This is a genomic window from Lawsonibacter sp. (assembly GCF_022777125.1).
Taxonomy (GTDB): Bacteria; Bacillota; Clostridia; order Oscillospirales; family Oscillospiraceae; genus Lawsonibacter_A; species Lawsonibacter_A hominis.
In genome coordinates, this window is sequence record NZ_JALFGV010000101.1 from 1 (window position 1) to 9,875 (window position 9,875).

9 protein-coding genes and 1 other annotated feature are annotated in these 9,875 nt (G+C 63.8%); of the genes, 8 read left to right on the forward strand and 1 reads right to left on the reverse strand.

Annotation, left to right across the window (positions count from 1 at the left end; translation table 11 throughout):
- The 7 genes from MR825_RS08735 to cysS form a co-directional block, all read left to right on the forward strand.
- The coding region (locus tag MR825_RS08735) for an EamA family transporter (protein ID WP_287880218.1) at positions 1 to 245 on the forward strand (245 nt) is incomplete at its 5' end.
- A 35-nt stretch (positions 246 to 280) separates the two neighbouring features.
- Positions 281 to 528 (forward strand) — a binding site (T-box leader).
- A 99-nt stretch (positions 529 to 627) separates the two neighbouring features.
- Entirely contained in the window at positions 628 to 1,716 is a 1,089-nt protein-coding gene (locus MR825_RS08740; protein ID WP_287880221.1) for an ABC transporter substrate-binding protein, read from the forward strand.
- 263 nt (positions 1,717 to 1,979) lie between these two features.
- Entirely contained in the window at positions 1,980 to 2,918 is a 939-nt protein-coding gene (locus MR825_RS08745; RefSeq protein ID WP_186907601.1) for an ABC transporter permease, read from the forward strand.
- 3 nt (positions 2,919 to 2,921) lie between these two features.
- Positions 2,922 to 3,710 (forward strand): ABC transporter ATP-binding protein, encoded by a 789-nt coding sequence (locus MR825_RS08750; protein WP_256174803.1) that lies wholly within the window; start codon positions 2,922 to 2,924, stop codon positions 3,708 to 3,710.
- Between the two features lie 657 nt (positions 3,711 to 4,367).
- A complete protein-coding gene (locus tag MR825_RS08755) occupies positions 4,368 to 5,060 on the forward strand; it encodes an alpha/beta fold hydrolase (RefSeq protein WP_287880225.1) in 693 nt (230 codons plus the stop codon).
- Entirely contained in the window at positions 5,057 to 5,707 is a 651-nt protein-coding gene (epsC, locus tag MR825_RS08760; protein WP_287880228.1) for a serine O-acetyltransferase EpsC, read from the forward strand. Before MR825_RS08755 ends, epsC begins: the two co-directional genes overlap by 4 nt.
- Positions 5,704 to 7,119, forward strand: a complete 1,416-nt coding sequence (gene cysS / locus MR825_RS08765; protein ID WP_287880230.1) for a cysteine--tRNA ligase — start codon at positions 5,704 to 5,706, stop codon at positions 7,117 to 7,119. Before epsC ends, cysS begins: the two co-directional genes overlap by 4 nt.
- 46 nt (positions 7,120 to 7,165) lie before the next feature.
- On the opposite strand, the gene MR825_RS08770 is transcribed toward cysS, so the two are convergent.
- The gene (locus MR825_RS08770) at positions 7,166 to 8,377 is read right to left on the reverse strand and encodes a M20 family metallopeptidase (protein ID WP_287880232.1); all 1,212 of its coding nucleotides are present in this window, start codon (positions 8,375 to 8,377) and stop codon (positions 7,166 to 7,168) included.
- A 152-nt stretch (positions 8,378 to 8,529) separates the two neighbouring features.
- On the opposite strand from MR825_RS08770, the gene MR825_RS08775 reads away from it, so the two are divergent.
- The gene (locus tag MR825_RS08775) at positions 8,530 to 9,837 is read left to right on the forward strand and encodes an MATE family efflux transporter (protein ID WP_353845875.1); all 1,308 of its coding nucleotides are present in this window, start codon (positions 8,530 to 8,532) and stop codon (positions 9,835 to 9,837) included.
- Positions 9,838 to 9,875: the final 38 nt, after the last annotated feature.

Genomic DNA, 9,875 nt, shown 5'->3' on the forward strand with positions numbered 1-9,875 from the left:
TGGTGATCTTCTCCTCCTGCGGGGCCCTTCTGTTCCAGAACATCGGGCAGAAGTACACCGCGCCCGCCACCGCGGCCGTGCTTTTGTCCCTGGAAGCGCCCTTCGGCGTACTGTGCTCCATCCTGGTGGGGGAGGAGGCGCTGAACGCCCTGATGGTGCTGGGCTTCGTGCTGATCTTTTTCGCCGTCATCTGCTCGGAGACGAAATTCGCCTTCCTGCGCAAAAAAAGGGTTGACAAAGTCTGAACAGGTGCGTATAATGCGTTATAACAATTGAACCACGCAAACCTGTGAGGAAGAGAAGTAACCGGCGATTCCGATGCAAAGAGAGCCCCGGAGGGTGAGATCGGGGCCTGAGGGGACCGGCGAATGGACTTCTGAGGGCGGCTTGAACGGGCGACCAAGTAGATGCCGACGGGACCCCACCCGTTACCCATCGGGCACGCATGATGGTGCGTGAAGCGAGCGGACGTTTTTAACGTCAATTTGGGTGGTATCGCAGGAGCGTTCAAACGCTTTTGTCCCAGCAATGGGGCAAAAGCGTTTTTTTGCGCTTCAGCCCCGGCGCCCCCGGCAAGGGGCCGGCTCCATCTGCCGCCTGGATTTTACTTTATTGGAGGAAACGAACATGAAACTGCACACTGGAACCAAACTCGTCTCCCTGGCCGCCGCCGCGGCCCTGACCCTGTCTCTGGCCGCCTGTTCCGGCCCCGCCGCCTCTCCCACGCCCGCCGGAGGCGATACTCCCCCCGCCGGAGAGCCCGCCGCCGTCTACAAGGTGGGCATCTGCAACTACGTGGACGACGCCTCCCTGAACCAGATCGTGGAGAACATCCGGGACCGGCTGGCCGCTATCGGAGAAGAGAAGGGCGTGCGCTTTGAGGTCTCCTATGACAACTGCAACGCCGACTCCAACGTAATGAACCAGATCATTGCCAACTTCATTGCCGACGATGTGGACCTGATGGTGGGCGTGGCCACCCCGGTGGCCATGGCCATGCAGGCCGCGACCGAGGATAACCGGATCCCCGTGGTCTTCTCCGCCGTGTCCGACCCGGTGAGCGCCGGCGTCGTGGAGAGCCTGGAGGCCCCCGGCGCCAACCTGACCGGCACCTCTGATTACCTGGATACCAACTCCATCATGAATCTGATCCTGGCCGCCGACCCAGAGGCATCCAAGATCGGCCTGCTGTACGACCAGGGCCAGGATTCCTCCGCCACGCCTATCGCCCACGCCAAGGAGTTCCTGGAGGCCAATCATATCGATTACGTGGAGCGTACCGGCACGACCACCGACGAGGTGATGCTGGCCGCCCAGGCCCTGGTGGCCGACGGGGTGGACGCCGTTTTTACACCCACCGACAATACCATTATGACCGCCGAGCTGTCCATCTATGAGACCTTTATCGAAGCGGGGATCCCCCATTATACCGGCGCCGACTCCTTTGCCCTGAACGGAGCGTTCCTGGGCTATGGTGTGGACTATGCCAATCTGGGCGTGGAGACCGCTAATATGGCCGCCGGCATCCTGCTGGACGGCAGCGACCCGGCTTCCACCCCGGTCATGACCTTCGATAACGGCACCGCGACCGTCAATACCGATACCTGCGCGGCGCTGGGGCTGGATTTCGATGCCGTAGAGGCTGCCTTCGCGCCTCTGTGCACCAAGGTCGCCACCATCACCACGGCCGAGAGCTTCGGCGAACTGGCCCAATAATCCGGCTTGTCGAAAAGCCCTCCCGCAGGAGCGCCCGGCAGAAGCATGCCCTCCTCCCCGCGCTGCGCGCCGGAAATGACGCTTCTCGTGAACGGTATGCCGGCCATTTCGCAAGAGCGCAGGGGGAAGCGTTCGTGCAGCCTTCCGGAAGAAGCGGCGAAGCGCTTTTCCACCGTCTCAATCATCATCCCGATTCCATACGCAGACGCCGGGGGATCGCGTGAAGCGGTCCCCGCGGCGCGTCTTAAGGAGGCTTGTCCGATATGGACCTGACGACCGTCCTCTCCCTGGGCCAGACCGCCCTGGAGCTTGGGCTGATCTGCTCGCTGACCGTACTGGCGCTGTTTTTGAGCTATTCCATGCTCAATGTGTGCGACCTGTCCACCGACGGGTGTTTTACCCTGGGGGCTGCGGTCGGGGCCGCGGTGGCCCTCTCCGGTCACCCCTTCCTGGCGCTGGCCGCGGCCATGGCGGCGGGGGTGTGCTCCGGCTTCATTACCGCTCTGCTCCAGACCCGGCTGGGGGTGGACAGCCTGTTGGCCGGCATCATCGTCAATACCGCGCTCTATTCCATCAATATCGCGGTCATGAGCGGCGCCTCCCTGCTGAACATGAACAAGGCGGAGACGGTCTTCACCCTGGTCAAGGATCGGCTGGAGGGCACCCCCCTGGCGGGGCAGTATAAGCTTGTGGTGGCCCTGGCCGCAGTGGCGCTGGCGCTGGCGGTGCTGACGCTGTTCCTGAATACGAAGCTGGGGCTTGCCATCCGGGCCACCGGCAACAACCCGGACATGGTGCGGGCCTCCTCCATCAATCCCATCTTCACCACTACCGTGGGCCTGTGCGTGGCAAACGCCTTTACCGGCCTGTCCGGCTGCCTGCTGGCCCAGTCTCAGAAGTCGGCGGAGATCAACATCGGCACGGGTATGGTGACCATTGCCCTGGCCTCCCTGCTCATCGGCCGCACCATCCTGGGCAGGGGGAGCATCCTCAGCCGGGCCGTGGGGGTGGTGCTGGGCTCCTTCCTGTTCCGGCTGGTATACACCGTGGCCCTGCGCTTCAACATGCCGGCCTTCATGCTCAAGCTGGTGTCCTCGGTCATCGTGGTGCTGGCCATCTCCGGGCCCTATCTGAAGCGCCGATGGCCCATGATCCGCCGCCGCCTGTCCCACCGCAGCGGCACGGCGAAGGGAGGGCGGTAAGCCATGCTGACCATTTCCAACATCTCAAAGACCTTTAACCCAGGCACTGTCAACGAAAAGCAGGCGCTGACCGGGCTGTCCCTCCACCTGGAGCGGGGGGATTTCGTCACCATCATCGGCTCCAACGGCGCGGGCAAGTCCACGCTGTTCAACGCAATCTCAGGCAGCTTCCTCACCGACTCCGGCTCCATTCTGCTTGCCGGGCGGGACATTACCTTCCAGCCGGAGTATCGGCGGGCCAAGCGCATCGGCCGCCTGTTCCAGGACCCTCTGCGGGGCACCGCCCCCGGTATGACCATCGAAGAGAACCTGGCCCTGGCTGCGGGAAGCGGCGGCTGGTTTTCCCGGGTGAGCCGGGCGGAAAAGACCCGCTTCCGGGACCGGCTGGCCCTGCTGGACATGGGCCTGGAGGACCGGATGCGCCAGCCGGTTGGCCTGCTCTCCGGCGGACAGCGGCAGGCGCTGACCCTGCTGATGGCCACCATGGTGCCCCCCAAGCTGCTGCTGCTGGACGAACACACCGCCGCCCTGGACCCCGGCGCGGCGGAAAAGGTACTGGGGCTTACCCGGGACATCGTGGCCGAGCATAAGCTGACCACCATGATGATCACCCACAATATGCAGCAGGCCCTGTCCCTGGGCAACCGCACTCTGATGATGGATTCCGGCCGCATCGTGCTGGATGTGTCCGGCGAAGAGCGCTCGGGCCTCACCGTCAGCGACCTGCTGGAGCGCTTCAAGGCGGGCGTGGGGAAGGGACTGGACAACGACCGCATCCTGCTGTCCGGCTGACGCGCACCGGCAGGCCGCTGGGCGGCCTGCCGGTGCGCGCTGTGTCTGTTCGAAGAACCATTGGAGCTTCATGGCCTTTCCGCCGGGGTCCGGCCGGACGGGCAGGGATCCGGCGTATTTGCAGCCCCTTTCCGCATGGGCGCGGCTGATCGCCGCGTGCCCCGACAGCTCTGCGGCGGCGGCCTTCGCCGGCGTATCCAGGGTGTAATGGCGCCGCAGCCGCTTCAGGTTTTGGGCCAGAATACGGCGCAAAGGAATACCCCCTTTTGGATAGGATACGGCCGGGAGAGCGCCCGGTCAGCCAACCGGAACGGGTATCCCGCGTTAGATCTGGTTACAGCTGATCACGGCGCGCCCGGCTTTTCAAGGCGGCGCTTGACACCATCGCACCCGCGTGATAATATACTAAAGCATAGGAAACGACCGCGAGGAACGGAAAGAGTAACCCGGCAAAGACCCGCCAGAGAGGGAGCGTCACCGGCTGAGAGCGCGCCCAGGGAGGAACCGGGCCAAGTGCGTCCGGGAGCGGTGGGAGTATCCCCGGTTGGCCCCGTTAACGGCTTTCAAGTGAGAAATGAGAGTGGAACCGCGATTTTGTCGCCTCTTATGCCTGCGGGCATAAGAGGCGTTTTTCGTTTTGCGGACAGGGGGGGCGCCATGGACATCGACCTGCATGATACGCAGCGGGGGAGCGGATTTCCCCTGGTGCTCCTCCATGGAAACGGGGAAGAGAGCGGTTACTTCCACCGCCAGTTGGAACACTTCGCCCAAACGTACCGCGTGATCGCGGTGGATACCCGCGGCCATGGGCAAAGTCCGCGGGGCAGCGCACCCTTCACGCTGGAGCAATTTGCCCTGGATCTAAAGGAATTCCTGGATGGACGGGGGCTGCGCCGGGTCCATCTGCTGGGATTTTCCGACGGGGCCAACATCGCTCTGCTCTTTGCCCTGCGCTGGCCGGAGTATGTGCAGACGCTGATCCTCAACGGGGCGAACCTGAACCCCGGGGGAGTCCGGGCGTCGGTACAACTGCCCATCTGTCTGGGCTGGGCTTTGGCCGGCCTCTGCGCCAGGTTCGATCCCAGGGCGGCCGCAAAGCAGGAACGGCTGGGCCTCATGGTCACACAGCCGCACATCGATCCGGCTTCGCTGGGTGCGCTGACCATGCCCACCCTGGTGATTGCAGGAGAGCGGGATATGATCCGCGCCGGCCACACCCGGCGCATCTGCGCCTCCATTCCGGGGGCGGAGCTGGTCATCCTGCCTGGGGACCACTTTATTGCAAACCGAAACAGCGCGGCCTTTAACCGGGCCGTGGAAGATTTTTTGCGCGAGAGGAGCCGCTTATGACCAGACTCGGCGAGACCCTGCGGGCGTATCAGGCCCGCGACCCGGCGGCCCGCAGCCGCCTGGAGATTTTTTTGCTCTACCCCGGCGTGCACGCCGTCATTTACCATCGGATCGCCCATTTCCTGTACTGCCGCAGGCTGAAATTCCTGGCCCGGGTGGTCTCCCAGTGGAGCCGCTGCTGGACGGGGATCGAGATCCATCCCGGCGCCAAAATCGGACGCAGGCTGGTCATCGATCATGGCATGGGCATCGTCATCGGCGAGACCGCCGAGGTGGGGGACGACTGCCTGATCTATCACGGAGTGACCCTGGGCGGTACCGGTAAGGACCAGGGCAAGCGTCACCCCACGCTGGGCAACAATGTGCTGGTCTCCACCGGGGCCAAGGTGCTGGGACCGTTCAAGGTGGGGGATAATTCCCGTATCGCCGCCAACGCGGTGGTCCTGAGCGAGATCCCGCCGGACTCCACCGCCGTGGGCGTACCGGCGCGGGTGGTGCGGATCGCGGGCGAGAAGGTGGACTATGCCGGCCAGGTGGATCAGATCCACGTGACGGACCCCGTGCAAAAGGAACTGCAGGCCCTCAGCTCCCGGCTGGAGTGGCTGGAACAATTACTGGATGAACAGGCAAGGAGTAAAAACGTATGAAACTGTATAATTCCGCGACCCACAAAAAAGAGGACTTCGTTGCCCGGGAGCCGGGCAAGGTGAAGATGTACACCTGCGGCCCCACCGTTTACCACTTCGCCCATATCGGCAACCTGCGCAGCTACATCATGGAGGACGTGCTGGAGAAATTCCTGCGCTACGAAGGCTATGACGTGCTGCGGGTCATGAACATCACCGACGTGGGCCATCTGGCTTCCGACGCGGATACCGGCGAAGACAAGATGCTCAAGGGGGCCAAGCGGGAGCATAAGGGCGTCATGGAGATCGCAGAATTCTATACCGACGCCTTTTTTGACGACTGCAAAAAGCTCAACATCAAGTATCCCGACGTGGTGCAGCCTGCCACCGGCATGATCGGGGACTATATCAAGGTGATCTCCGCCCTGCTGGAGAAAGGCTACGCCTATACGGCGGGGGGCAACGTGTATTTCGACACCTCCAAGCTGGCGAAATACTACGTCTTCAACGACCACGACGAGGAGGATCTGGCGGTAGGCGTGCGGGAGGGCGTGGAAGCAGACGCCAACAAGCGCAACCGGAACGACTTTGTCCTGTGGTTTACCAAGTCCAAGTTCGAGGACCAGGCCCTCAAGTGGGATTCCCCCTGGGGGGTGGGCTATCCAGGCTGGCACATTGAGTGCTCCTGCATCTCCATGAAATACTGCGGGGAGCATCTGGACATCCACTGCGGCGGCGTGGATAACGCCTTCCCCCACCACACCAACGAGATCGCCCAGTCCGAGGCCTATCTGGGCCATCCCTGGTGCAACTACTGGATGCACGTGGCCCACCTGGACACGGCCGGAGGGAAAATGTCGAAGTCCAAGGGCGGCTTCACCACCGTCTCCACCCTGGAGGAGCGGGGATATGATCCCTTGGTCTACCGGCTGTTCTGCCTTCAGTCCCACTACCGCAAGGCGCTGGTGTTTTCGTGGGAAAACCTGGACAATGCCAAGGCCGCTTACGATAAGCTGGTCTCCCGCGTGGCCGCTCTCACTGAAGCGGGTGCGGTGGACGCACAGGCAGCGGCGCAGTACGAGGCGGCCTTCCGGGAGGCGGTGGGCAACGACCTGAACACCTCCCTGGGGGTCACCGCCCTGTACGACGTGCTCAAGGCGGACCTGGACGACGCGACCAAGCGCGCGCTGATCGCAAGCTACGACCAGGTGCTGGGACTGGAGCTGCTGGAGCGCGCCGCCGCCCGGAAGGAGCAGCAGGCCCAGGCTGCGTCCGGCGAGGGGGCCGCGGAGATCGAGGCGCTCATCGCCCGGCGCTCCGAGGCCAAACGCGCCAAGGACTGGGGGAAGGCCGACGCCATCCGGGACCAGCTGAAGGCCATGGGCGTTGAGATCAAGGATACGCCCAACGGCGTGGAGTGGAAACGGATCTGATCCGGCACAGCGGCGCCCCGGACGGCTTGGACGTCCGGGGCGCGTTTTAATGGAGCGGCTCCTCAGGGGCGTCCAGCCCCAACAGGGCCGACTGCGCCAGCAGGGCGGCGCCCAGAGGAAGTGCGGAGTCGTCGGTGCAAAAGCGCTCGCTGTGCCAGCAGGCGTTGGCCCGGCCGGGGAAGCCGGAACCCAGCCAGTAGAAGAAGGCGGGCATCTCACGGGCGAGCACGGCAAAGTCCTCCGAGCCCATATCGGGCGGGGGGCAAAGCACGTTGGCCTTCCCGGCCAGGGCCTCGGCGGCCCTGCGGGCCAGGGCGGTCAGGGCGGGGGAGTTGACGGTGGCGGGCACGCCGGGCTGGAAGGTCACTTGGGCGGTACAGCCGTAAGCGGCGGACACGCCCTCGGCCAGCATCTGGAGCCGCTGTTCGGCCCGGGCGTGGACCGCGCCGTCGTGGGCGCGGATGCTGCCCGTCATCGTCAGGGTATCAGGGACAAAGTTTTCCGGCGTGCCCGCGTGGATGGAGAGCACGGAGCACACCAGACTGTCCAGCGGATCGGTACTGCGGCTGACCACCGTTTGCAGGGCGCTCACCACCGCGGAGGCCGCCACGATCACATCGGCGCACTTGTGCGGCGAGCCCCCGTGGCCCGCCTTGCCGTGAAGGGTGATGGTGAAGTGGGATTTCCCGGCCATCACCGGCCCTTCCATGACTGCGATGGTCCCGGCGGGCAGCTCGGGGCGGTTATGAAGGCCGAACAGGCAGCGGGGCCGGGCGGGAAGCTTCTCCAGCAGGCCGTGCTCCAGCATGGCCCGGGCGCCTTGCGTGATCTCCTCGGCGGGCTGGAACAGGAAAACCACGTTTCCCGCCAGCGCCTCACGCCGCTGGGACAGCAGCCGGGCCGCGCCCCAGAGACAGGCGGTATGAAAATCGTGCCCGCAGCCGTGCATCACGCCGGGGACCTCCGACCGCGCTCCTTCCCGGGGGGCCTCCTGCTGGGCGATGGCGTCGATGTCGGCGCGCAGGGCGACCGTGGGGCCTGGCCGGCCGCCCCGCAGCAGGGCGGCCGCGCCGGTGGGCATGCCAAGCTCCGCCAGCTCCAGGCCCAGGCCGGTCAGGCGCGCCTTCAGAAGCGCCGTGGTACGTGTTTCCTGAAAGCTCAGTTCCGGATGCCGGTGCAGGTCGTCCTTCAGAGACCGGAGCTCCGGCAAAAGCCGCCGGGCGTCCGGTAAAAGCGTATCTGCGCAAAGCGGCTGCATAGACGATCCCTCCCTCTTGTCCAACAGGATAAAAGAAGTTATAATATTATATTAAAGCCTATTTTCTGTAAAAAAGCAAGAGAGGGGGGCCAAGGGTGGCTGCCGACGCCAACGACTTTTCCAAGGGGAGCGTGCCCCGCAATATTCTGCGTATGGCTGTGCCCATGACGGTGGCGCAGCTCATCAATATTCTTTATAATATCGTGGACCGGATGTACCTGGGCCGTCTGCCGGGCCATTTGGCCCTGACCGGCCTGGGGCTGTGCCTGCCCATCATTTCCATTCTGATGGGCTTTGCCAACCTGTGCGGTATGGGCGGCTCGCCCCTGTGCTCCATCCACCGGGGGCGGGGGGAGAACGAAGAGGCCGAGCGCATCATGGGCAACTCCTTTGTGCTGCTGCTGCTGTTCGGCGCGGGGCTGTCCGTGTTCTGCCTCGTGTTCCGGCGTCCCATCCTGTATTTGTTCGGGGCCAGCGACGTGACCTTTCCCTACGCCAACGACTATCTGACCATTTACCTGCTGGGGACCCTGTTTGTGATGATCGGGCTTGGGATGAATCCCTTCATCAACGCCCAGGGCTTTTCCGTGATGGGCATGCTCACCGTGGCCCTGGGGGCGGTGGTGAATATCGTGCTGGACCCCATCTTCATTTTTGCGCTGGATCTGGGCGTGAAGGGCGCGGCTCTGGCCACCATCCTCTCCCAGGCCTGCTCCGCCGCCTGGGTGCTGAAATTCCTGACGGGAAAGAAGGTCATCCTGCGCCTGCGCCTGTCTGCCTTCCATCTTCAGGCCGCCCGGGTGAAGCGCATCCTCGGCCTGGGCCTTTCCGGCTTTGTCATGGCCCTGACCAATTCCCTGGTGCAGATCCTGTGCAACGCCAGCCTCCAGCACTATGGCGGGGATCTGTATGTGGGCGTGATGACCGTGGTCAACTCCATCCGGGAGGTCATCTCCATGCCGGTCACGGGCATCACCCACGGCTGCCAGCCGGTGCTGGGCTATAATTACGGAGCCGGAGCATACGGGCGGGTGCGGCAGGGCATCCGGTTCACCGCCGTGGTGACGGTAGGCTATTCCATTGTGGTCTGGGCCTTGACGCTGGTTTTTCCGGAGACCCTGATCCGGATCTTCAACGATGAACCCGACCTGATCGCCGAAGGGATCCGGGCGTTTCGCATTTACTTCGCCACGTTCTTTTTCATGTCCTTTCAGTTCGTGGGACAATCTACCTTTGTTGGCCTTGGAAAGTCCAGGCAGGCGGTCTTTTTTTCCCTGCTGCGCAAGGCCTTTATCGTGGCGCCCCTGACGCTGCTCCTTCCGCCGCTGGGCCTGGGGGTGGACGGGGTGTATCTGGCCGAGCCCATCTCCAACGTGATCGGAGGCCTGGCCTGCATTATCACCATGTATTTCGTCGTGTACCGCCCCCTGGACCGGATGAGGCCCGAGCGGCCGCATTAGGCGTTGGCGGAAGCGCCCTGCCGCCGGCGCAAAAAGGG

Bases quoted from the DNA above. Each gene is read 5' to 3' on its own strand.
- cysS (WP_287880230.1), top strand. From the start codon at position 5,704: ATGAAACTGTATAATTCCGCGACCCACAAAAAAGAGGACTTCGTTGCC.
- MR825_RS08740 (WP_287880221.1), top strand. From the start codon at position 628: ATGAAACTGCACACTGGAACCAAACTCGTCTCCCTGGCCGCCGCCGCG.
- MR825_RS08770 (WP_287880232.1), bottom strand. From the start codon at position 8,377: ATGCAGCCGCTTTGCGCAGATACGCTTTTACCGGACGCCCGGCGGCTT.
- MR825_RS08755 (WP_287880225.1), top strand. From the start codon at position 4,368: ATGGACATCGACCTGCATGATACGCAGCGGGGGAGCGGATTTCCCCTG.
- MR825_RS08745 (WP_186907601.1), top strand. From the start codon at position 1,980: ATGGACCTGACGACCGTCCTCTCCCTGGGCCAGACCGCCCTGGAGCTT.
- MR825_RS08750 (WP_256174803.1), top strand. From the start codon at position 2,922: ATGCTGACCATTTCCAACATCTCAAAGACCTTTAACCCAGGCACTGTC.
- epsC (WP_287880228.1), top strand. From the start codon at position 5,057: ATGACCAGACTCGGCGAGACCCTGCGGGCGTATCAGGCCCGCGACCCG.
- MR825_RS08775 (WP_353845875.1), top strand. From the start codon at position 8,530: ATGGCTGTGCCCATGACGGTGGCGCAGCTCATCAATATTCTTTATAAT.